Origin of the sequence: Bradyrhizobium sp. USDA 326 (assembly GCF_049739485.1) — a bacterium.
Taxonomy (GTDB): domain Bacteria; phylum Pseudomonadota; class Alphaproteobacteria; order Rhizobiales; family Xanthobacteraceae; genus Bradyrhizobium.
Window position 1 is genome coordinate 2,331,227 of the sequence record NZ_JBMGQA010000001.1, and the last position, 21,286, is coordinate 2,352,512.

Below are 21,286 nucleotides of genomic sequence, written 5' to 3' on the forward strand. Positions count from 1 at the left end.
GAATCGGGAGGAACGCCGTGAGCCACCACCCAGCTCTGCCTTACTTGCGCAACTCCGAGAAGGGCAAGGTCGTCTCGGCGGCGGAGGCCGTCATGCTGATCCGCGACGGCGACACCGTGGCGACCGGCGGCTTCGTCGGCATCGGCTTTGCCGAGGAGATCGCGATCGCGCTGGAGGAGCTCTATCTGTCCCACGAGGGCGATGCACCCTATACGCAGGGCAAGCCGCGCAATCTGACGCTGGTCTATGCGGCTGGACAAGGCGACGGCAAGCACCGCGGCCTCAATCATTTCGCGCATGAAGGCCTGGTCCGGCGCGTGATCGGCGGGCACTGGGGCCTTGCGCCCAAACTGCAGCAGCTCGCGATCACTAACCAGATCGAGGCCTACAACCTGCCGCAGGGCGTGATCACGCATCTGTTCCGCGACATCGCCGCACGCCGGCCCGGCCACATCACCCGCGTCGGCATGGGCACTTTCGTCGACCCCCGGCACGGCGGCGGCAGGCTGAACGCACGCACCACCGAGGACATGGTGGAGCTGATCACGCTGCGCGGCGAAGAGTGCCTGCTCTACAAGACGTTTCCGATTCAGGTCGGGATCATCCGCGCCACCACCGGCGATCCCGACGGCAATCTCACCATGGAGAAGGAGGCGCTGACGCTGGAAGCGCTCGCCATCGCCATGGCGGCGCATAATTCCGGCGGCATCGTCATCGCCCAGGTCGAGCGCGTGGCCGAAGCCGGCAGCCTCAATCCGCGCCAGGTGAAGATTCCCGGCATTCTCGTCGACTGCGTGGTCGTGGCGAGGCCCGAGAACCACTGGCAGACATTCGGCACGCAGTACAATCCCGCCTTCTCGAGCGAGATCCGCGTCCGCGCCGCCTCTCTGCCGGTGATGCCGATCAGCGAGCGCAAGATCATCGCGCGGCGTTCCGCCCTCGAGCTGAAGGCCAACAGCGTCGTCAATCTCGGCATCGGCATGCCCGAGGGAATCGCCTCGGTCGCCAACGAGGAGCGGATCATCGATCTGATCACGCTGACGGCGGAGCCGGGCGTGATCGGCGGCATCCCGGCGAGCGGCATCGATTTCGGCGCCGCGATCAACACGCAGGCGGTGATCGACCAGCCCTACCAGTTCGACTTCTACGACGGTGGCGGCCTCGATGCCGCTTTCCTGGGACTTGCCGAGGTCGACCGCGCCGGCAACCTCAATGTCAGCAAGTTCGGGCCGAAGCTTGCCGGGGCCGGCGGCTTCATCAACATCAGCCAGAACGCCAAGGAGGTCGTCTTCGTCGGCACGTTCGGTGCGGGTAAGCAACGCGTCACCGTGCGCGACGGGAAACTCGTCATCCTCGACGAGGCCAAGTCGCGCAAGTTCGTCGAGAATGTCGAGCACGTCACCTTCAGCGGCCCGTTTGCCGCCGCGCGCAAGCAACGCACGCTGTACGTCACCGAGCGCTGCGTGTTCGAGCTCAGGGGCGACGGGCTCGAGCTCACCGAAGTCGCGCCCGGCATCGACATCGAGCGTGACATCCTGCGCCTGATGGATTTCAAGCCGCTGATCCCGCGCGACCCTGTGCTGATGGACCCGCGCATCTTCGGCGAGGGTCTGATGGACCTGCGCGAGCGCCTGCTCACCATCCCGCTCGACCAGCGTTTCACGCTGGACGAGCAGCAGAACCTGTTCTTCGTCAATCTGGAACGCTATCCGCTGCGCAGCAAGGCCGAGATCGACGCCATCGCCTCCATCGTCGAGACCAGGCTGGCGCCGCTCGGGCGCAGAGTCTACGCCATCGTCAATTATGACAACTTTTCCATCCTGCCGGAGCTGATGGACGATTATTCGGCCATGGTGCGCAGCCTCGTCGATCGCTTCTATTCCGGCGTATCGCGCTATACCACGTCGGGCTTCCTGCGCATCAAGCTGGGTGAAGCCCTGGAGAAACGCGGCGTCGCGCCGCATATCTTCGAAAGTGCGGAGGAAGCGCAGTCGGACTGGCGCCAGGTCGAGGCCGGCGCAGCGATGCAGCCCCAAAAATGATGCATGCCCGCAAAGGCCAGCCCGCGCCACCGGAAGGTTCAATTGCAATGTTCGCAAGCTTGTGCAAATCGCTGTTACCGAGAAACTTCAGATCAGGAGGGACCATCGTGCGTCGATCACTCATCATAACAACAACTATTCTCGCGCTCGGCGCGGGCGCCTCCGCACAGGCCGACGATCTCAAGATCGCGCTGATCTACGGCAAGACCGGTCCGCTCGAGGCCTACGCCAAGCAGACCGAGACCGGCCTGAAGATGGGCTTTGAATACGCCACCAAGGGCACCATGACGCTCGACGGCCGCAAGATCGTTGTCATCACCAAGGACGACCAAGGCAAGCCGGATCTGGCCAAGGCCGCGCTCGCGGAGGCCTATCAGGACGACAAGGCCGACATCGCGATCGGCACGACCTCGTCGGCGGCGGCGCTCGCCATTCTCCCGGTCGCCGAGGAGAACAAGAAGATCCTGATCGTCGAGCCCGCGGTCGCGGACCAGATTACCGGCGAGAAGTGGAATCGCTACATCTTCCGCACCGGGCGCAACTCGTCGCAGGACGCGATCTCCAACGCGGTCGCGATCGGCAAGCAGGGCGTCACGGTGGCGACGCTGGCGCAGGACTATGCGTTCGGCCGTGACGGCGTCGCCGCCTTCAAGGAGGCGCTCGCCAAGACCGGCGCGACGCTCGCCGCCGAAGAATACGCCCCGACCTCGACCACCGACTTCACCGCGGTCGGCCAGCGCCTGTTCGACGCGCTGAAGGACAAGCCGGGCCGCAAGGTGATCTGGGTGATCTGGGCCGGCGCCGGCAATCCGCTGGCCAAGCTCCAGGACATGGACCCGAAGCGCTACGGCATCGAGCTCTCGACCGGTGGCAACATCCTGCCGGCGCTCGCCGCCTATAAGGGCCTGCCTGGCATGGAAGGCGCGACCTATTACTTCTACGACATCCCGAAGAACCCCGTGAATGACTGGCTGGTCGCCGAGCACCAGAAGCGCTTCAACGCACCGCCGGACTTCTTCACCGCGGGCGGCTTCGCCGCAGCGATGTCCGTCGTCGCCGCCGTCACCAAGGCCAAGTCGACCGATACCGAGAAGCTGATCACGGCGATGGAAGGCCTGGAGTTCGATACGCCGAAGGGCAAGATGGTGTTCCGGAAAGAAGACCATCAGGCGCTGCAGAGCATGTATCACTTCAAGGTCAAGGTCGATCCGAACGTCGCCTGGGCCGTGCTCGAGCCGGTGCGCGAGCTGAAGATCGAGGACATGGACGTTCCGATCAAGAACAAGCGGTAGGCTTTCTCGCTTCACCTCTCCCGCTTGCGGGAGAGGCCGGGAGAGGGCTTTCTCCTCTTGGGGGTTCTCGCTTGCGGACACACCCTCTCCCCTACCCTCCCCCGCAAGCGGGGGAGGGGGCGCACCGCGACCGCGGACATATCGCCGTTCCATCATTCGCCGGACTCCAATGTCTCTCACCCTCGAAACCCGCGACCTCACTATTCGCTTCGGCGGCCATGTCGCGGTCAACAACGTCTCCTGCACGTTTCGCCCGGGCGAGCTCACCGCCATCGTCGGGCCGAACGGTGCCGGCAAGACCACCTATTTCAACCTGATCTCGGGCCAGCTGCGCGCCACGAGCGGGAGCATCCTGTTCGACGGCACCGACATCACGGGGCAGTCCGCGCCGATGCGCACCCGCGCGGGCCTCGGCCGCGCCTTCCAGCTCACCAACCTGTTCCCGAACCTGTCGGTGGAAGAGAACGTGCGCCTCGCAGTGCAGGCCGCGAGCGGCACCCATTACGACATGCTGCGGCCCTGGATGGTGCGCCGCGACCTGATCGCGCGCGCCGACGCCATCCTCGACCGGGTCGCGCTCGGCAGCCGCCGCGGCGTCGCCGCGACCGCGCTGTCCCATGGCGATCAGCGCAAGCTCGAGGTCGCGCTGATGATCGCGCTCGAGCCAAAGGTGTTCATGTTCGACGAGCCGACCGCAGGCATGAGCATCGACGAGGTGCCAGTCGTCCTCGACCTCATCGCGCAGCTCAAGCAGGACAAGAGCAAGATCATCCTTCTCGTCGAGCACAAGATGGACGTGGTGCGCTCGCTCGCCGACCGCATCATCGTGCTGCATAACGGCCAGCTCGTCGCCGATGGCCCACCCGCAGAAGTGATCGCCTCGCCGATCGTGCAGGAAGCCTATCTCGGCGTCGCGCCCAAGAATGCCACCGAGGGTGCAGCATGAGTGACCTGTTGAAACTCTCCGGCGTGCACACCCATATCGGTCGCTACCACATCCTTCAGGGCATCGATCTTGCGGTGCCGCAAGGACAGGTCACGATGCTGCTCGGCCGCAACGGCGCCGGCAAGACCACGACACTGCGCACCATCATGGGCCTCTGGCAGGCCTCAAGCGGCGAAATCAGCCTCGCCGGGATGCGCATCGAGAGCCTTGCCACGCCCGACATCGCTCGGCTCGGCATCGGTTACGTGCCGGAGAGCATGGCGGTGTTCTCGGACCTCACGGTCAAGGAGAACCTGGTGCTGGCGGCGCGCGACGGGCCGCTCGACGATGCCCAGCTCGACTGGATCTTCGGCTTCTTCCCGGCGCTGCGCCGGTTCTGGCTGTCGCGCGCGGGAAGCCTCTCGGGCGGGCAGAAGCAGATGCTCTCGATCGCCCGCGCGATCGTCGAGCCGCGCAAGCTCCTCTTGATCGACGAGCCGACCAAGGGGTTGGCACCGGCCATCGTCATGGCGCTGATCGAGTGCCTGAAGGAGATCAAGCGCAAGGGTGCGACGATCCTGATGGTCGAGCAGAATTTCTTTGCCGCCCGCGAGCTCGGCGACAACGTGCTGGTCATGGACAACGGCACCATCGTCCATCGCGGTAAGATGGCGGCGCTCGCCGCCGACGTGCCGCTGCAAGAGCGGCTGCTCGGCCTGAGCCTGGAGGCGCATCAGTGACTGACCTTGCCGCAAACGATCCGCTGCCGAAGCCGAAGCGCGACATCGCCCCGATCCTGCTGCCGATGGCGCTCGCCGTTCTGATGATCCCGCTGATCGGCTCGACCTCTTCCTGGCTGACGCTGACCGCCGCGAGCCTTGCCATGGGCATGATGATCTTCATCATGGCCTCCGGACTCACACTCGTGTTCGGGCTGATGGACGTGCTCAATTTCGGTCACGGCGCCTTCATCGCCGTCGGCGCCTATGTGGCCACGCTGGTTCTGGCCCCGTTCGCGGCGTCCATTCAGGCGGATTCGCTCTGGATGAACCTCGCGGTGCTGGCCCCGGCCGCGCTGCTCTCGATGGCGGTCTCCGGCGCGCTAGGCCTGGTCGTCGAACGCGTGCTGATCCTGCCGGTCTACGGCCAGCATCTGAAGCAGATCCTGATGACGACCGGCGGCCTGATCGTCGCCGAGCAGACGCTCTATGCGCTGTGGGGACCGCAGATCATCCCGATGCCGCTGCCGGCGTCGCTGCGCGGTTCCTTTATTCTCGGCGACGTCGCGATCGCCAAGTACCGCGTGCTGGCGATGCTGATCGGCCTCGCCATCTTCATCGCGATCCAGCTCGTGCTCAACCGCAGCAAGGTCGGCCTCCTGATCCGCGCCGGCGTCGAGAACCGCGAGATGGTGGAGGCGCTCGGCTATCGCATCCGCCGCCTGTTCCTCGGCGTGTTCATGACGGGATCGGCGCTGGCCGGCCTCGGCGGCGTGATGTGGGCGCTCTATCGCGAACAGGTGCACGCCTCCATGAGCGACGACCTCACGGTGCTCATTTTCATCGTGGTCATCATCGGCGGCCTGGGGTCGATCGGCGGCTGCTTCATCGGTGCCATCCTGGTCGCCATGGTTGCCAATTACGGTGGCTTCCTGGTGCCAAAACTCGCCCTCGTGTCCAACATTCTGCTGATGGTCGCCATTCTGATGTGGCGGCCGCGCGGCCTCTATGCGGTGACCAGCCGATGATGATCCTCTCAGGCGATCCGCCGCGGAGCCGCGTGCTCACGCTTGTTCTCGTCGTCATCATCCTGGCGCTGGCGGCGACGCCATTCCTGTTTCCGGGGGCCAAGGCGCTGAACGTCGCGGCGAAGATCTGCGTCTTCGCCGCGCTGGTCGCCTCCTACGACCTCCTGCTCGGCTATACCGGCTCGGTGTCGTTCGCCCACACCATGTTCTACGGCATCGGCAGCTATGCCATTGCGATCGCGCTGTACGGAATGGGCCCGAACTGGGCCGCGGTCGCAACCGGAATCGTCGTCGGCCTGCCGCTCGCGGCTCTGCTGGCGCTCGCCATCGGGCTCTTTTCGCTGCGCGTCGCGGCGATCTTCTTCGCCATGATCACGCTGGCCGTGGCTTCCGCCTTCCAGGTGCTGGCCTCCCAGCTGTCCTGGCTGACGGGCGGAGAGGACGGACGCAGCTTCCAGTTGCCGGAGCTGCTGCGCCCCGGCACCGTGCTGATCTCCAAGAACCTGTTCGGCTTCGAGATCAACGGCCGGATCCTGACCTTCTATCTGGTGTTCGCCGTTTCGGCGCTGATGATCCTCGCTTTGCTGCGCGTCGTGAACTCGCCGTTCGGGCGCGTGCTCCAGGCAATTCGCGAAAACCGGTTTCGCGCCGAGGCGCTCGGTTTTCGTACCGTATTCCACCTGACCTATGCCAACTGCCTCGCGGCGCTCGTGGCCGCCAGCGCCGGCATCCTGAACGCGCTGTGGCTGCGCTATGCCGGTCCCGATACCTCGCTGAGCTTCTCGATCATGCTGGACATTCTGCTGATGGTCGTGATCGGCGGCATGGGCACGATCTACGGCGCGATCATCGGCGCCACCATCTTCATCCTCGCCCAGAACTATCTGCAGTCACTGATGGGCGTTGCCTCGAACGCGGCGGGCGAAGCCGGCCTCCCACTGCTGCCGGGACTGTTGCATCCCGACCGCTGGCTGCTCTGGCTGGGGTTGCTGTTCATCGCCAGCGTCTACTTCTTCCCGACCGGCGTTGTCGGGCGGCTGCGCAAGACCGGCGGCGACAAGAGCGCCGGCAGCTCGCATTAAGCCGTTGGTAATGATGCAGCGCGGCGCTTGCTGCGCGCGCCGCACAACCGTGACGGGCTTCCCGCTGCGCGAGGTGCGGACACCGTTGCTCAACCGGATTAATACTTGGGTAACTTGCTTTCCTAAGGTTTGCGCCATTTGTGCGGTGTATTCCTGTTCCTCGTGTGAGGTGGAATGCGCCAGGTCCTTTCTACGGTGGCTGCCGGAATGTCTCTTGCCGCAAGGAGCGGCTGGGAGGTCTTGGCGCGACGTAGTCCCGTCCTGTGGTTGACCCTGTGCGGCGTGTTTCTGGTCGCCGGAATCTTCGCCGTCACGGCCATGACCGTCGGCGAATTTCGCGAGCGGACCCTCGCCAACCGCGAACGCGAGCTGGAAAACACGGTGCAGCTGATCGCGCGGCATTTCGATCAGCAATTCGAAGACTCCGACGTCGTCGCCGCCGATCTGATCGGACAGATGAACCTGGCCGACATCACCTCCCCGGCAATGTTCCGCGAGCGCATGTCCGGAACCGACACGAACCAGATGCTGCGCAGCAAGATCAGCTCCGTTTCCCATCTGGGCGACATCGCGATCTATGATGCCGACGGCGAGCTGATCAACTGGTCGCGGGCCCACCCGCTACCCAAGATCAATGTTTCGTCCCGGGCCTACTTTCAGGCGTTCAAGACGAACCCGCAGTCCGAACCGGTGCTGCTGGAATCCGTCCGCAGCTTCATCATCAACAAATGGACCACGATCGTCGCAGGGCGGTTGGCCGGCGCCAACGGCACCTTCCTCGGCGCGATGGTGCGCCGGATCGACCCGGACAGCTACCGGCAGTATTTCGCATCTGTCGCGCTCGCCGAGGGTACGGCCATCTCGCTGTTCGACCGCCACGGCAAGATGCTGGCGCGCTATCCGCATCAGGAAGAGCTGATCGGGCAGAGCTTCAGGGATGCGCCACTGATGCGGAAGGTGCTCGCCAAAGGCGGCCAGCAGACTCTCCGCGTCAGGGGCCTCATCGACGGCGAGGAGCGGCTCGGCTCGGCGGCGGCGCTGACGCATTTCCCGCTGGTCATCGTCGGCACCAACACCACGGCAGCGGCCCTTGCGGACTGGCGGCAGCAGACCGGCTTCATGGTCACGACCGCCGCGCTTTCAGCCGTCGTCATCGCGATGATCCTCTATCTGATCATCCGCCAGATCAACCGGCAGAACCGCGAGGCACAGGAGCGGCTGGAGGCGGAACGGCTCCGGCTCGACACCGCCCTCAACAACATGTCGCAAGGGCTGATCCTGTACGACGCCGCCGGTTACATCGTCACCTGCAACCGACGCTACGCCGACATGTTCGGCCTCTCCCACGACGTCATCAAGCCGGGCTGCCACATCCGCGAGGCGATGTATCATCGCAAGGAGCGCGACGCGTTCGACGGCGACGTGGAAGCATTTTGCGCCGAGGTGATGAGGGTCGTCGCCGAAGGCACGGTCTCCACGAGAATACATCAATTGGCCAACGGCCGCGCCTTCCAGATCATCAACACGCCGCTCGCACAGGGCGGATGGGTCGCCACGATCGAAGACATCACCGAGCGCCGCAACCTGGAGCAGGAGCGCGACCGCAACCATACATTTCTGCGCGAGATCATCGATCACATCCCCTCGCAGATCACGGTGAAGGACGCCCGAACGCGGCAATATCTGCTGATCAACCGGACCGCCGAGCAGCAATTCGGCCAATCGCGCGAAGTCATCGTCGGCAAGACCCCCTTCGATCTTTACCCGGACGAAGCCGCAAGACTCGTCACCGAGGACGACAGCAGAGCGCTGCAGGCCGCCAACGGATTGTTCAAGGACGAACATCCCTGGCGAAGCCAGACCAAGGGGCTGCGCTATGTCACCTCGACCCGGATCGGCATTCGCGACAGGTCCGGCGAGCCGCGCTACCTCATCAGTGTCGTCGAGGACGTCACCGAGCGGCGCGACGCCGACGAGAAGATCGCGCATCTGGCGCATTACGATGCGCTCACCGACCTGCCGAACCGGACCCTGTTCCGCGAGCAGATCGAACGCGAGCTGACGAAGGTCGCAGGCGGCCAACAGTTCGCACTGCTCTACATCGACGTCGACGAATTCAAGGGCATCAACGACTCGCTCGGCCACCACGTCGGCGACGAGCTGTTGAAGGCGATCGCGGACCGTCTCCGCGGCTGCCTCAAGCAGGGCGACCTGATCGCGCGGCTCGGCGGCGACGAATTCGCGGTGATTCAGACCGGGATCGCATCCTCCGCCGACGTGCTGTCCTTCGTCGCGCGGATCTTCCAGGCGATCCGGCAGCCCTATCATTGTCTCGGCCATCAGCTCTCCACCGATGCCAGCATCGGAATTGCGCTGGCGCCGCAGGACGGCGCCGATCTCGATCAGCTGATCAAGAACGCCGACCTCGCGATGTACGGCGCCAAGGCCAATGGACGCCGCACCCACCGCTTCTTCGAGCCGGAGATGGATGCGAGCGCCAAGGCACGCCTGAACATGGAGCAGGATTTGCGGCTGGCCCTCGTGAATGGCGGCTTCGAGATTCACTACCAGCCGCTGGTCGACCTGCGCAGCAACGAAGTGTCTGGCTGCGAGGCGCTGCTGCGCTGGCGGCATCCCGAGCGCGGCATGGTTTCGCCGGCGGAGTTCATTCCCGTCGCCGAGGACACCGGCCTGATCAACGAGCTCGGCGACTGGGTGTTGCGGATGGCGTGCAACGAGGCAGCGACCTGGCCGGCGCATGTGCGCGTCGCGGTCAACGTCTCGCCGGTGCAACTCAAATGCGACACGCTGGCGCTGCGGATTGCGGGCGCGCTCGCCGCCTCCGGCCTGAACCCGCGTCGGCTCGAGATCGAGATCACCGAGGCCGTGCTGATCCGCGACGACGAGGCGGCGCTCTCGATCCTGCATCAGCTCCGCTCGATCGGCGTGCGCATCGCGCTCGACGATTTCGGCACCGGCTACTCCTCGCTGAGCTATCTGAAACGCTTCCCGTTCGACAAGATCAAGATCGACCGCTGCTTCGTCGCCGACATCGCAGAGGCGAGCGGCTCGCCCGTGATCGTGCAGGCGGTGGTGAACATTGCGGCCGCCAGCAGCATGACCACGGTCGCCGAGGGCGTCGAGACCGAGGCACAGCGCGACATGCTGCGCGCGCTCGGCTGCACGCAGATGCAGGGCTATCTGTTCAGCGCGCCGAAGCCGGCCAGCGAGGTGCGAAAGCTGTTCGGCCCCGGCGCCCCCGCGCTCGTGGCTGCGGTGGCCTGATGGCGAGATCGAGGACAGCTCCGGCCAAAGCCGTCGACGTTGCGGATTCCTACGCGGTGCGGCTGATGCAGCACCTGGTGGTGCCCACCTTCGTGATCGACCCGAAGCGCCGTGTGGTGATCTGGAACAGGGCCTGCGAGCGATTGACCGGCGTCGCCGCCTCCGAGGTGATCGGCACCGGCAAGCACTGGCAGGCCTTCTACGAGACAAGGCGCCCCTGCCTTGCAGACCTCGTCGCGCTCGACCGTCCGGAGCAGCTGCCGGAATACTATTCGGAATATGCCGCGCGCGGCCATAACGGGCTCGGCTTTTCCGCGGAGAACTGGTGCGTGATGCCGAAGCTCGGCAGCCAGCTCTATCTCGCCATCGACGCCGGCCCGATCCACGACGAGGCCGGCCAGCTGATCGCGGTGGTGGAGACGCTGCGCGACCTCACCGACCAGAAGCGCGCCGAGATGTCGCTGAAGGAGCTCGCCACCAAGGACGGGCTGACCGGCCTGGCGAACCGCCGCGCCTTCGACCAGATGCTGCTGGGCGAATGGGCCCGCGCCCAGCGCACGCAGAAGCCGCTGGCGCTGCTGTTCGTCGATGTCGACCATTTCAAGCTGTTCAACGACCGCCACGGCCACCAGAGCGGCGACGAGTGCCTGCGCGCGGTTGCCGCCGTCGTCAGCCGGCACGCGGTGCGCCCGCTCGATCTCGCCAGCCGCTATGGCGGCGAGGAGTTTGCGCTGATCCTCCCCGACATGGATTGCGACAGCGCCTGCATGGTGGCCGAGGCGATCCGCTGCGCCGTGATGGCCTTAGCGATCACCCATGGCGCCATCGGCGCCGGCCACCACGTCACCCTCAGCGTCGGCGTCGCCAGCCAAATTCCTGGTGGTGCCGACGGCAGCCCGGACCGGCTGCTCGGTGCCGCCGACGAGGCGCTCTATGTGGCCAAACGCCTCGGCCGCAACCGCGTCATCTGCGCCGAACGGGTGCTTGCCGAAATCGCCGCCCGCAACGGAGAGCCGGTTCCGGCCCCGGTCAGCCGCAAATCGGCCTGAAGCGTGCTTCCATCGAGAAGCGGTTGCCCGCCCCGCGCCAATCGGCTAAATGAACCTGCAACTGCACCCGTAGCTCAGCTGGATAGAGCGTTGCCCTCCGAAGGCAAAGGTCACACGTTCGAATCGTGTCGGGTGCGCCAGTAAAATCAAGCACTTAGTTGATTTTAGCTTTTTCTCCGTCCCGGTTGGGTAAGCACCGGGTAAGCAGCAGGATTGTCATCGTGATACGCAGTAGCCTTTTGCTCGCGGCTGTGACCGCGTCCATCACTCTCACTCAAGCACTCGCATGGGACGGCACCAACACGACGACCGGCACAAGCATTGAGATTGAGCGAGGCCAACTTGTTCGATCCGGTCGGACCATTGAAGTGTACGACAGCGAGCGCGGCTACAAAGAGTATGATGTGGACAGCATCCAGCGATACGGCCGATCCGTCGAGATCGAGGCTACCGATACCGAGACTGGAGAAAGCACCACCCTCGAAATGGATGGAGACTAGGTTTTGTAGTCTTCCGGGCGCTCCAATGCTTTTCTACAGGGGGGCACCCAAACCAACCGCGGAGCGTGCTTGGCCTTTTTCTCCCAAACAAGCCACGCATACCCCGTCGCGGTGGAAGCCTTTCGGTCGAGCCTACCTTTCACCATTGGCACGCGCTCAGTGAACTGAGCGAACTTGGTTGGGGGGGTGCGCTCGAAAATTTCGCGATAGCGCCCTACGCTCTCGATAAATACAGTTCGCGCCAGGATGGCCACACCATGTCGGGCCCCGATCAGCGCTCTCTTGATGAAATCCTCTGCGAGCCTGAACGGAGGATTGGTGATCACCCAATCGACGGAGCCCGCCTCCAATGGAGTGGTCAGGAAGTCGGCAACAGAGCCATAGCCGTAGGCGTGGATGTCCGCCGCCTTCACCTTCCCGAAGTACTCCTTGAGCGGCTTCGCCATGTGCCCAGCCCCGCACGCTGGCTCAAGGCAACTCAGCTTGCGAAATGGGCCTGCGTCGGCAATCACATGCTCGAGGAGGGCTCTTGTGGCCCATGGTGGGGTTGGGAAATTATCGAGACTGTCTGCTGCTTCAACCCGCTGCGCCATTACGGCATGCGATGTATTCTGCATTTCACCCCTCAGATCCGCTCCAGCAGCTCGTGCAGTTTCTGGCGGAAGTAAACATTCGCGGTCTCGACCAGATCGTACACACCGAAGCCAAAGTGATCGTTAAGCTCGGCGCCAATCAACGAATACGGTCGCGGCAGCGACCGAATCCCATAGTAGAAGATAACACGCGCCTCGGCCTTAACGGGGTTCAATTTGAACGTTTCCCCATAGCTCTTGAGGAGCATCTGCGTGACTGTGAGGTCGCGTCGGATCGAGCGGATTTTGCCGGCGTCGAACGCGCCGTTCCCCCGCTTGATCTCGTAGGCCCGAAGGGTCTTGTCGGCATCGTCGAACGCGATCATGTCGATCTGCAAGGTCCGCACAGCATCGCCGTACGGTAGCGTGGTTGATGAGTAAGCCTCTTCGGATTGTTGCCCTACGATCTGGTCGGCGGCTCGCGAGACCTTGAAGGCATCCTCCCTCCAAACCTGATGCCGATTGCTTTCGCGAAGACTCTCTCTGATGGCGACTTCGAGAATCGCGCCATGACGCTTGTAGGCCGAGCTGATAATGCTGGTTTGACGGGAAAATTTCTCGCCCGAAATTGGATCGACCAAGAAGCGCTGCGATGCCAGTCTGGAAATCGTTAGATCAACGACGGGCGTGACTCTGTCGAGGTAAGCCATAACCGAGAATGTTGCCTGCTAGAAATGAGGCAACACTACAACGCAAAAGTGCTTTCGCAGTCGCTTTCCTAAGAAGTGGTTAATTAGGCGCCACATCGAGTTCGCCGGCTATCGACGATCCGCAGAAGGTGGCTGGCGATGATCAGCATCTCAGCAGCCTCTCTAGGATCTGATAAATCAACGTTCCTATGACTCCGCGGGTTCTTGAAGACGCTCACAGCACCCGCCATGAATTGCTGCATGCCCTGACGTTCGCCGGCCGGATCTGAAGCGAGCGTCAGCGGTCCATTTTCCGTATTGAACGCCTTGGCAACCATTGGCATGCCATGCGCTTCCGCTGGTAACCCCGCGGCTTCTCGAATTTCCGTCTCAACGAGCTTGAAAGCCTCGAACACGGCGGCGTCGTAGCGGCCAATCTTGAATATCTCCGCTGACGCCTCTCGCACGTCAGGGTGCAACAGAAACTCAGGTAGAAGCCGTTCGAGCTGAAGTCTTTCGAGATCGGCGTCCGGTTCAAACTCACTTCCCGCCCTACTGAGAACGTACCACGCCCCCGAAGGCTGGCCCAAATCAGGCACCGCGAGCAACATCTGTTGTGCCCACATCATGCCCTCCGAGATTCGTTGCATGAGCCAAGGCGGAGAACCTTGATTTCCGAACCAGTGGTTGACCTCGGTTTGGAAGTTATGCGGCGAGAAGCGGCCATGCTGCACCTGCATGTGAAGCACGATCGCGATTCCGACCTGCTCAGGTGTGGCTCTGTTCAACTGATCGGTCGATTTGAATGAATGACTGAAAAGCTTTGGCACTATAAGCTCCACCCACTGCAGCTGAGCTCCAAATCCAGATCCCAGTTGACCTTCAACGAGCGCGTTTTGGCCCTTAGGCTTCGTTCCACTTATTGATCTCAGATCTCGTCTTGATTGCTCTGATCACCAGAGCCGTTGTAAGAATAATAGGGCCATAAATGTCGGAAACCTCAAGTTTGTCCGACACCGTCTCTAGCCTATTGAGCGAGGTCAGTGCACCAACGCCGCCAAAACAAAGATAGACGTAGTCTAGCTCCTTGACCCAGTTTGGTCCTCTCCATCGAGTTAGTTTTGCACCAAGGCCGTGCCTTATCGCATCACTTAGGAGCACAAACAGACCTAAGCCGTACAAAACACTGACTTCGGCCAGATACCAAAACTTGATGTCTTTCCTGCCAGACCATGTGTAGACCAATGCAAGCGCGATACCCATCATTATAGCTGCCCGCAGAATTGAAACTGGAACGTCCGAAAACTTTCCTGCGTCATCTTTCGCAAAATGATGAAACACGATCAGGCCGATAAAGGCCCACCCCGCTAACGACACGGCGCCTTGCCACCCCATTAGTCATTACCCCCTCATCGCTGCAAAAAATTGGCTTCTTACCAAGGAGAGCTAAGAGCACAGGCTTAGCCGCTCGTCTATGTTGACGAACGACTAGTGGTTTCGGGACGTAGGACCGCAAGACGTAGCGGCTTGTGATTTCGCTCGGCCCGCGGAATCCTCCACCATGAGCACCAAGTCGCGAGAGGTCATCTGGGGCGGCCGCATCATGGGCGCCAAGATCCATGCTGAGGGCGCCCGTGAACGTGCGGAACAGGCCGTGCGTGAGGCCGATCGAGCGGAGGCAGAGGCCTGGTCGGTCCGCATGGAAGGCTACGGAGGCCCCGCACAGCCCTCCCCGACGATCGGCCAATGCCTCAACGGCGGGCTTGGCTGGCTGGAGGTCGAGTGCGCTCGATGTAAGACGCGCGCAAGCCTTCCGCTCGACGCCATCCGCCGGCCCAAAAATACGCCGCTATGGAAGCTGGAAGCCTCCCTCAAGTGCCGCTCCTGCCGTACTCCTCGCTATGCGCCGCCTGCCCGCATGATCAAGCTAACAGAAACTAGGCAGATCACGCCCTATAAGTGGGTGCATCCGACCGAAGAGCGTTAGTCTGCGCGAGAATCAGCTAGTCGAAGATCATGTGCAATCTCTACTCGATCACCACCAACCAGGCCGCAGTGCTCGCGCAGTTCCGGGTCGTGAACCAGTACGTTGGCAATCTGGCGCCGATGCCGGGCGTATTTCCGGACTACAAGGCACCCATTGTTCGGACTGGAGCCGGCGGTCGAGAGCTTTCGCTTGCGCGCTGGGGCATGCCTTCTTCGTCACAAGCTCTGATGGAGGCGACCAAGAAGCGCGCTGGGAAGCTCGAGGCGAAGGGCAAGACCGTAGACTTCAAGGAATTGTTTCGGATGGAGCCAGATTCCGGAACTACCAACATCCGGAACGTAAAATCGAAGCATTGGGCCCGCTGGCTCGGTGTCGAGAACCGCTGCGTGGTTCCGTTCAACTCTTTCAGCGAGTTCAACAAGGCCGAGGGCGGCGACATCTGGTTCGCGCTTGACGAGAGTCGTCCACTTCTGTGCTTTGCCGGCCTATGGACCAACTGGACGTCGGTCCGAAAGGTCAAGGAAGGCGAGACCACCAACGATCTGTTCGCGTTCCTGACGACGGAAGCCAACGCCGAAGTCGGCGCCATCCATCCGAAGGCAATGCCTGTCATCCTGACCACCCCCGAAGAGGTCGAGACGTGGATGAATGCTCCCGCTGAGGAAGCGCTGAAACTGCAGCGGCCGCTTCCCGACGGGACGCTGCAGATCATCGCTCGCGGAGTGAAGGAAGACCCCGCCACCGAAATGGATCACCCGCTGACGGGGTGAGCTCCAAGGCTATTTATTTCGACCTCAAACGCCGTTCTACCTTCTTGCGGCTGCTGCCGACCTTCTTCACGGCCTTCTTCACGGCTGACGCTGATTTGCGGGTTTTCTTCGCTTCATATTGCACCTCATAATCCTGCCCGCCAGCCACGCGGGCCCTGTCCTGCTTGCGTCCACGAGCCGACTGCTTCTTTGCTTTCTTCGCCATGTTTGCTGAAACCTCCGTTGTCTCGCGAAAACGCAATAGGATTCAGTAGGTTCCAAAGATGCAAAGATGCTTCGTCGAACAGCGGAACGAATCAGTTCGAAATGATTCGAATCAACGTATTCGTTGCGTGGAGTTCATCAGTGGCGTTGCGGCATCGAAAGCGCGAGGCGATCGGGATCAAGGCGCCTTTCCCGGGCTTCATCGAACCCGTGCTCGCCGAGCAGGTCAACCGCGTCCCGCGTGGCGAGCGCTGGATTCACGAGATCAAGTTCGACGGATACCGCGCGCAGCTCCACATCGCTAACCAGGACATCACGATCTACACCCGCACAGGCCTCGACTGGACCGACCGCTTCCGCAAGGTGGCGCACGATGCAGACCTGATCAACGCCAAGTCGGCCATTATTGACGGCGAGATTGTGGTGCCCGGCGAAGGCGGCAAGACCGACTTTGCGATTCTGCAAAACAGCCTCACCGGAAAGGCCGACAACCTGATCATGGTGGCGTTCGATTTGCTCTATCTTGATGGCCGCGACCTTCGAAGGCTGCCACTGCTCGAACGCAAGGCCGCGCTCAAGGCTCTGGTGGGCAAATCCCCGATCGAATACAGCGATCATTTCGACATGGACGGGGCCGAGCTTTTTCGGCGCGTCTGCGCCGGCGAGCTCGAGGGCGTGGTCTCTAAAATCGCCAGCTCGCCCTATGGCGGACTGCGCGGCAATTACTGGGTTAAGACCACCTGCGCACACCGCGAGACTCTGACCATCGCCGGCTTCAAGATCAAGGACAACCGCTTTGACGGCATCTATGTCGGCCGGGACCACGGAGGCAAGCTGCTGTACGCCGGCAAGGTAGAACATGGCTTCGAACCTACTGCTGTGAAGGACCTGCAGCAGCGGTTGAAGAAGCTAGTACGCAAGACCCAGCCCTTCGCCAAGCGTATCCCCAACCGCGGCATCTGGGTAGAGCCCCGCCTCAATGCCGAGGTCGAGTACCGCGCCAAGTCTGCGAATGGCCATCTGCGGCACCCGACTTTCAAGGGGCTGAGGGAGGATCTGTGATGGCGCGGCTTTCTCCTGCCGAGCAGATCGAGCAGAGCTACGACCTCGCAATGGTGGCGCTCGCCGACTATTTGACGCGGGATCAGGACGCCGCGGCGACAATCGATCGGCTACTAAGTATCCTTGATCGCGATAGCCTCCGGGACGCTATAACCGAGGCTCTAGTCGACGCGCGGGTACACCCCAGGCCTTCAGCAGATATTTCGGAGCGCGAGCTATGACAGTGTGGATCTACGATCAGGGCGAAGAGCTGAAAGTGTTCGCCACGGACGAAGCCGCTCAGGCCTGGATCGACGAGAACGATCCCGAGGGTTCGCGTTCGAATACGAAGTGATCGGCCCGCCGGTTCACGCCGGCGGGCCCACCGAGCTACGCTTGGCAGCGCAGCGCGAAGGCGCGAATTTCTCGCTCGAGCTGCTCGATCGGTTCGCCCCTACAAAGCAGTTCGCCATTGGTTGTGAGTACCCGGCTCCTCACCAACAGACCCGCGAGTGTTGCGGCTTTTATGCGGAGTATTTTTCGACCAACTACTCTGGTGCGCTTGCAGGCCGCGCACCACGCCCCATGGGCCGCTCTATGGCCCGTCTCAGTGCTGGCGGTTTCCCACGCGCCATGCCATTCGCGAAACTCCTCTGTCGAAAGAGTCCGCCGGCGCTCTTCTGTGCATGCGAAATCCCGCCCGAATATCTCGTCTCTCCGCGCCTCGGTTGCGGCATGAAGGCGCCGGCTCTTGCGCCGAAAGGTAGCTTCTTCCCGGAGGAGACGCTCGTACTGCTTTCCGAGGCTTAGCAACTCGGCGTCGGGATTGGCGATGACCGGTGGCACTTCTCTTACGTTTGGCGCCGGCTTCGCCGCGAGGAGGCTGGGCGGAATAGCTGCGCCTGCAACTGCGGCGGCGCCAACGAAAACGTTCATCAGTGATCTCCTGCTTACTGCCCCGGGCACAGGAATGCCTGAGCAAGCGGATCGTTCTGACCGCGCTGATCCGGGCTGACATGCGTCCGCCCCGCTTTCCTGCTTGTGGGAAGATGATGAAAATAGTCCGGCGCCCGTGGCGCCATTAGCTACCGCGTTGCTCATGTCATTTCTCTGTATTGCGGATTGATGAAGTGACCGGGCACCGCCCGTGTCCGGCCCGTGAACAGGGGCAAGCCTAGGGTTGCTTCACCTCCTTTCGAGCTTGCCAGCCGAATAGCTGGGGCCACAGGGGATCGAAGTGCTCGCAAAGGTCCTGAAACGTGACCTGAGCTGCGCTCTCGATCAGCTCGACGTGCAGGCGCGGCCAAACAGCCGTCGCCGGAACCTGGGGCGTCCAGTGGGCTGAGTTGAACCCCTTGCGCGCGCCTTCAAGGCTATCGTGGAAGTAGCCCTCACACTGACCGACCGTACCGAACCTGAGCGCGAGCACGCCGATTGCTCGCCGCTGTTCTGGAGAGAGCAGGTCCCATGCCTTGCCAGCATCGAAGCTGGCCAGCTCATTAAATGTAGGCAGCCGGTCAGAGAGGGGGATTTCGTCGGTATCGTCGGCCACCTCGGGTGCGGTGGCATTGGAAGTGCTGCGGCGTACGACGATGATTGTGCCGGCGTTCCATATCGCCACACGACCGTGTTCGCCCTTGCTCAGAGACACTTCGACCTTGCCGCGTGGCGTCGCAACGCCAGCGCCGGCACTGAGGACGGTCTCGCCGGAGCCGGTGACATCGCCCTTCAGCAGCAGGCGAGCCGGAACGCGAACGCGGTCGATGTTGGTGTTGGGGGAAAGCATGCCCTGCTCCTCTATGCCCAATGCTGCGGGGGAAGTTCGAAAGCTGGCGCCATACCAGTCCGCGCAACACGGGCCTCAGCGAAGCCGCTGCGCATCTGGAGCGCGAGGTAATAGCTATAGGGTCGGTTGACGTGGTGAGCGCGACCACGGCAGGCGAGTTCGTCGGCATAGTCCGCCTTGGCGCGGGCGTGGGCCTCGATCATGAGCTTGGAGCGGAGCGCGTTGGCCGACGAGCGCGGCTCGGCGTTTACAGAAGCCGGACGGCGAACGAAGGCCGGGGCGCGGTTAAGCTGCTCGCTCTGCTGCTTGCCGAGGAAAGGTGCGGGCATAGCTCCGCCGTTCACCGGGAAGGCGCTCTTGCTCATCTGGGTTGCCTTTGGGCTTCTGTCTTGATACAAAAAGGATCATATTCAATGATCCAAAAAGTGTCAAGCAGGAATCGAGATGATTTCGATCGAACAGATAAGAGCGGCGCGGGGACTACTGGGTTGGTCTCAGACCGACCTCGCGGAAGCTGCAGGAAGGTCGTTGCCAACCATCAAGCGCCTTGAGCGCGAGAGCGATGACGGCTCGGCCGTGTCCGAAGATGTCCGGGATGCAGTCCGCGCTGCGCTCGAGAAAGCCGGCGTCGAGTTCATCCCGGAGAATGGCGGCGGTGCCGGGGTGAGACTGGCGAGGCGGGGAAAGCGAAAGTAGAAGATGCAATAAGTCCATGGAATGCGATCTTCCACAGAACTTTCAGAGGCTCCATGAAGCCGAGGAGTTACTGCGAGCCAAATCACTGGAGATCATCCGCGACAACGACTTGCAAGCGCATCTCGCAATCGTTGAGCTGGCAATGGACTTGGCCGACATATTGAGACAGTTCCCGACCGACGATGAAGATCTCAAGGTGATCCAAATCCTTGGAATGCGGACGTTCAACGCCTTCGCTTCATCTCTCAAGCTGGCATTGTCCGGGTATATGCAGAACAGCACACTTGTGATGCGCGACGTACTTGAAACTGTTTTTCTCCTTGATCTCTTCAGAGGCGAGCCATCCTTGATTAGGGAGTGGAGATTTGCAGACAAGCAACAGATCAGAAAAAAATTCTCTCCTGTGAAGGTGAGGGAGGCCCTCGACAAAAGATATGGCCACACTGCGAAGAAGCGAGCGGAGCTGTATCAACTATTTTCGGAGCTGGCCGCTCATCCAACAATGAAATCTGCTCTTATGCTCCGCCCTGAGATTGGCGGAGATGCCGTCATCGGACCGTTCGTTGAGAAAGGGGCGTTGATGGTGCAGCTCTCGGAAATCGGGAGGCTGGCCGTTCAGGTTGGGGAGATATTAGGTTCGTTCATTCCAAGCTGGTGGGGGCCGGCCTCAGCGTGCCGCACTTCCTTCATCCAAGCCAAAGCAAACTGGCTCCGCCGGCTCTACTCCGGCAGTCACACGAGCAAAAAATAGTGCTCCTCCAGCCCTGGAGAAGGTCAGTGTCCAGTTCATCCGGAGAACGGCTGTGGGACCAGCGTGAGGATGAGGAAGCGGAAGCGTTGATTTTTTTATTCAGAGGTACCCCACCCCTTTTGGGGCCCCAGCCCTCCGACTTGCGAGCAACAAAAGGGCATTTCCTGGGGCTGGATAAATCGGCCGAACTTACCCACTCCATAAAAGAGGGAATTGTTTTGCCCGAAAATTCACGATTTCCCTGTTTTTGAAGGGTGGAAAATCATCTTGAAAATCAAAATAAATCGAATTTTCGGGCTCGCGCTGGCAATTTCCGTTCTGCCCGTTCTCTCAGCCCGTGCCGACGACATAACCGGGCAAGCCAGCGTGATCGACGGCGATACCATCGAGATCCATGGCAAGCGCATCAGGCTCTGGGGTATCGACGCCCCGGAGAGTGATCAGCTCTGTCGGAACGATGACAGCAAGCTGTACCAGTGCGGACGCGCTGCCGCGACGGCACTCGCAGGACTGCTCTGGGCTATCAAGCGGCCAGTAACCTGTTCTGCGGCTGATCGAGACCGGTACGGGCGCACGGTCGCGACGTGCTCGCTCGGAACGCCGGGTCCCGACATCGGGCACTGGCTTGTCGCCAACGGTCACGCGCTCGATTGGCCGAGGTACTCCAAAGGCAAATACGAGGATGCGCAGCGCAGCGCAGAGAAGGCCAGCAGAGGAATCTGGGCTGGAAGCTTTGTCGAGCCGTGGCGCTACCGCGCTTGCCTCAGGGCTGGAGGCAGGCCAAGCAAGTGCTCGGACGAGGCGAACGCAAAGTAATAGCTTGGGAAGGTCGACCGACCCACTACATTTAGTGAATTTGACCTGGCCT

25 protein-coding genes and 1 tRNA gene are annotated in these 21,286 nt (G+C 62.0%); 19 read left to right on the top strand and 7 right to left on the bottom strand.

Annotated elements, in window-relative coordinates; genetic code table 11:
• The first annotated feature begins 17 nt into the window (after nt 1-17).
• From ABIG06_RS11080 to ABIG06_RS11125, 10 genes are all read left to right on the top strand, one after another.
• A complete protein-coding gene (locus tag ABIG06_RS11080) occupies nt 18-2,042 on the top strand; it encodes an acyl CoA:acetate/3-ketoacid CoA transferase (RefSeq protein ID WP_370136389.1) in 2,025 nt (674 codons plus the stop codon).
• A 107-nt stretch (nt 2,043-2,149) separates the two neighbouring features.
• Nucleotides 2,150-3,334, top strand: coding sequence for a substrate-binding domain-containing protein (locus ABIG06_RS11085; protein ID WP_370136390.1), 1,185 nt, complete (start codon nt 2,150-2,152; stop codon nt 3,332-3,334).
• A 169-nt stretch (nt 3,335-3,503) separates the two neighbouring features.
• The gene (locus ABIG06_RS11090; protein ID WP_370136391.1) at nt 3,504-4,280 is read left to right on the top strand and encodes an ABC transporter ATP-binding protein; all 777 of its coding nucleotides are present in this window, start codon (nt 3,504-3,506) and stop codon (nt 4,278-4,280) included.
• Entirely contained in the window at nt 4,277-4,999 is a 723-nt protein-coding gene (locus tag ABIG06_RS11095) for an ABC transporter ATP-binding protein (RefSeq protein ID WP_370136393.1), read from the top strand. The genes ABIG06_RS11090 and ABIG06_RS11095 overlap by 4 nt, the downstream gene beginning before the upstream one ends.
• Entirely contained in the window at nt 4,996-6,006 is a 1,011-nt protein-coding gene (locus tag ABIG06_RS11100; protein WP_370136396.1) for a branched-chain amino acid ABC transporter permease, read from the top strand. The genes ABIG06_RS11095 and ABIG06_RS11100 overlap by 4 nt, the downstream gene beginning before the upstream one ends.
• Nucleotides 6,003-7,088: a branched-chain amino acid ABC transporter permease gene (locus ABIG06_RS11105; protein WP_370136397.1), complete on the top strand. Its 1,086-nt coding sequence runs from the start codon at nt 6,003-6,005 to the stop codon at nt 7,086-7,088. Before ABIG06_RS11100 ends, ABIG06_RS11105 begins: the two co-directional genes overlap by 4 nt.
• A 174-nt stretch (nt 7,089-7,262) precedes the next feature.
• Complete coding sequence (locus ABIG06_RS11110; RefSeq protein WP_370136398.1) at nt 7,263-10,373, top strand: bifunctional diguanylate cyclase/phosphodiesterase; 3,111 nt, start codon at nt 7,263-7,265, stop codon at nt 10,371-10,373.
• Complete coding sequence (locus ABIG06_RS11115) at nt 10,373-11,422, top strand: sensor domain-containing diguanylate cyclase (protein ID WP_370136400.1); 1,050 nt, start codon at nt 10,373-10,375, stop codon at nt 11,420-11,422. The genes ABIG06_RS11110 and ABIG06_RS11115 overlap by 1 nt, the downstream gene beginning before the upstream one ends.
• A gap of 63 nt (nt 11,423-11,485) precedes the next feature.
• A tRNA-Arg gene (locus ABIG06_RS11120) sits at nt 11,486-11,562 on the top strand.
• A gap of 81 nt (nt 11,563-11,643) precedes the next feature.
• Entirely contained in the window at nt 11,644-11,922 is a 279-nt protein-coding gene (locus ABIG06_RS11125) for a DUF5334 family protein (protein WP_370136402.1), read from the top strand.
• Here ABIG06_RS11125 and ABIG06_RS11130 read toward each other — a convergent pair.
• From ABIG06_RS11130 to ABIG06_RS11145, 4 genes are all read right to left on the bottom strand, one after another.
• A complete protein-coding gene (locus tag ABIG06_RS11130) occupies nt 11,919-12,368 on the bottom strand; it encodes an SAM-dependent methyltransferase (RefSeq protein WP_370136404.1) in 450 nt (149 codons plus the stop codon). The genes ABIG06_RS11125 and ABIG06_RS11130 overlap by 4 nt on opposite strands.
• Nucleotides 12,369-12,547: 179 nt before the next feature.
• Nucleotides 12,548-13,204: a hypothetical protein gene (locus ABIG06_RS11135; RefSeq protein ID WP_370136406.1), complete on the bottom strand. Its 657-nt coding sequence runs from the start codon at nt 13,202-13,204 to the stop codon at nt 12,548-12,550.
• A gap of 83 nt (nt 13,205-13,287) precedes the next feature.
• Nucleotides 13,288-14,013, bottom strand: a complete 726-nt coding sequence (locus ABIG06_RS11140) for a TIGR02391 family protein (RefSeq protein WP_370136408.1) — start codon at nt 14,011-14,013, stop codon at nt 13,288-13,290.
• Between the two features lie 73 nt (nt 14,014-14,086).
• The gene (locus ABIG06_RS11145; protein WP_370136410.1) at nt 14,087-14,578 is read right to left on the bottom strand and encodes a hypothetical protein; all 492 of its coding nucleotides are present in this window, start codon (nt 14,576-14,578) and stop codon (nt 14,087-14,089) included.
• A gap of 166 nt (nt 14,579-14,744) precedes the next feature.
• Here ABIG06_RS11145 and ABIG06_RS11150 point away from each other — a divergent pair, with 166 nt between their 5' ends.
• Both ABIG06_RS11150 and ABIG06_RS11155 read left to right on the top strand, forming a co-directional pair.
• The gene (locus ABIG06_RS11150) at nt 14,745-15,170 is read left to right on the top strand and encodes a hypothetical protein (RefSeq protein ID WP_370136411.1); all 426 of its coding nucleotides are present in this window, start codon (nt 14,745-14,747) and stop codon (nt 15,168-15,170) included.
• Nucleotides 15,171-15,199: 29 nt separating this feature from the next.
• Complete coding sequence (locus tag ABIG06_RS11155; protein ID WP_370136413.1) at nt 15,200-15,940, top strand: SOS response-associated peptidase; 741 nt, start codon at nt 15,200-15,202, stop codon at nt 15,938-15,940.
• Nucleotides 15,941-15,953: 13 nt separating this feature from the next.
• Here the strand turns inward: ABIG06_RS11155 and ABIG06_RS11160 are convergent, their stop codons facing one another.
• Nucleotides 15,954-16,145 (bottom strand): DUF3606 domain-containing protein, encoded by a 192-nt coding sequence (locus ABIG06_RS11160; RefSeq protein WP_370136415.1) that lies wholly within the window; start codon nt 16,143-16,145, stop codon nt 15,954-15,956.
• Between the two features lie 140 nt (nt 16,146-16,285).
• On the opposite strand from ABIG06_RS11160, the gene ligD reads away from it, so the two are divergent.
• The 3 genes from ligD (at nt 16,286) to ABIG06_RS11175 (ending at nt 17,995) form a co-directional block, all read left to right on the top strand.
• Nucleotides 16,286-17,206, top strand: a complete 921-nt coding sequence (ligD, locus tag ABIG06_RS11165; RefSeq protein WP_370136417.1) for a non-homologous end-joining DNA ligase — start codon at nt 16,286-16,288, stop codon at nt 17,204-17,206.
• Nucleotides 17,206-17,427, top strand: a complete 222-nt coding sequence (locus ABIG06_RS11170; RefSeq protein ID WP_370136419.1) for a hypothetical protein — start codon at nt 17,206-17,208, stop codon at nt 17,425-17,427. Before ligD ends, ABIG06_RS11170 begins: the two co-directional genes overlap by 1 nt.
• Before the next feature lie 154 nt (nt 17,428-17,581).
• A complete protein-coding gene (locus tag ABIG06_RS11175; protein ID WP_370136421.1) occupies nt 17,582-17,995 on the top strand; it encodes a hypothetical protein in 414 nt (137 codons plus the stop codon).
• Between the two features lie 364 nt (nt 17,996-18,359).
• Here the strand turns inward: ABIG06_RS11175 and ABIG06_RS11180 are convergent, their stop codons facing one another.
• Entirely contained in the window at nt 18,360-18,971 is a 612-nt protein-coding gene (locus ABIG06_RS11180; RefSeq protein ID WP_370136423.1) for a hypothetical protein, read from the bottom strand.
• A gap of 11 nt (nt 18,972-18,982) precedes the next feature.
• Nucleotides 18,983-19,336, bottom strand: coding sequence for a hypothetical protein (locus tag ABIG06_RS11185; protein WP_370136425.1), 354 nt, complete (start codon nt 19,334-19,336; stop codon nt 18,983-18,985).
• 79 nt (nt 19,337-19,415) lie between these two features.
• On the opposite strand from ABIG06_RS11185, the gene ABIG06_RS11190 reads away from it, so the two are divergent.
• The 4 genes from ABIG06_RS11190 to ABIG06_RS11205 are packed head-to-tail and all read left to right on the top strand — an operon-like array spanning nt 19,416 to nt 21,234.
• On the top strand, nt 19,416-19,667 hold the full coding sequence (locus tag ABIG06_RS11190; RefSeq protein ID WP_166812088.1) for a helix-turn-helix domain-containing protein: 252 nt from the start codon (nt 19,416-19,418) through the stop codon (nt 19,665-19,667).
• 16 nt (nt 19,668-19,683) lie between these two features.
• Nucleotides 19,684-20,418, top strand: a complete 735-nt coding sequence (locus ABIG06_RS11195; protein WP_370136426.1) for a hypothetical protein — start codon at nt 19,684-19,686, stop codon at nt 20,416-20,418.
• A 26-nt stretch (nt 20,419-20,444) separates the two neighbouring features.
• Nucleotides 20,445-20,669, top strand: coding sequence for a hypothetical protein (locus tag ABIG06_RS11200; RefSeq protein ID WP_370140997.1), 225 nt, complete (start codon nt 20,445-20,447; stop codon nt 20,667-20,669).
• Nucleotides 20,670-20,682: 13 nt separating this feature from the next.
• On the top strand, nt 20,683-21,234 hold the full coding sequence (locus ABIG06_RS11205) for a thermonuclease family protein (protein WP_370140823.1): 552 nt from the start codon (nt 20,683-20,685) through the stop codon (nt 21,232-21,234).
• The last annotated feature ends 52 nt before the right edge of the window (nt 21,235-21,286 follow it).